Here is an 822-nt window from a genome sequence, read left to right as displayed (position 1 = left end):
TAATAAAAACATCACCTACCAATTGACTGAAAAAATAACAACGCAACCAATACATGTAAAGCTCTCTTCTTGTGATGACATTGAAAGATTAGATTGGCATCACTTCCCGGCGATTGTGAAACCCAATGCAGAAGGATCAAGTATTGGCATTGAGCTCATCCGGAATCGAAAAATGCTAAAATCTTCTTTGAAAAGAGCGATAAATTCATACAGCGGGGTGTTGCTTGAAGAGTTCGTTGCCGGCAGGGAACTGTCTATTTCAGTACTTGAAATCGATGCTAAGCCTGTTGTTTTACCCATACTTGAGATCAAGCCCAAAAGAGATTTTTACGATTTTGATGCCAAGTACACACAGGGTCTTACGGAGTTTATTGTTCCCGCTTCTCTTGATGATCACCATAAGAAAAGGCTTGAAGAACTCGCGAGTGACATTTTTTCCGCGCTTGGTTGCAGACATATGTGTCGGATAGACGGTATTTTCTCAGAAGGCAGCTTTTACTTTCTCGAAGTGAACACGATTCCGGGATTAACAGAGTTAAGCGATATGCCTCAATCTGCCGCTGCCATGGGAATGAGTTTTGAGGATCTCATTAATACCATTGTAAGGGAAGCCCTGAGAAAGGAAAAGGAGGTACCCACATGGAACAGATGCATGGAACAACAGTAATCGCTGTAAAGAAGGGAAATAAAATAGTTATAGCCGGCGACGGTCAAATAACTCTCGGATCAACGGTTATGAAAGGTACTGCAAGAAAGGTGAGAAAACTCGGCGATGGGAAAGTTCTCGCCGGATTCGCTGGTTCAGTGGCAGATGCGCTTTCC

General features: G+C 42.9%; 1 protein-coding gene and 1 pseudogene. Both read left to right on the top strand.

Going from position 1 to position 822, the window contains the following annotated elements; genetic code table 11:
- The coding region (locus AC3LHT_RS05630) for a D-alanine--D-alanine ligase family protein (protein WP_488662228.1) at positions 1-667 on the top strand (667 nt) is incomplete at its 5' end.
- Positions 640-822: pseudogene (locus tag AC3LHT_RS05625) on the top strand (HslU--HslV peptidase proteolytic subunit); the annotation flags it as partial. The gene AC3LHT_RS05630 and the pseudogene AC3LHT_RS05625, both read left to right, overlap by 28 nt.

This window comes from Kosmotoga sp., assembly GCF_982836095.1.
Note: the sequence above shows the minus strand (reverse complement) of the source record. Positions and strands in the feature narration are given on the sequence as shown.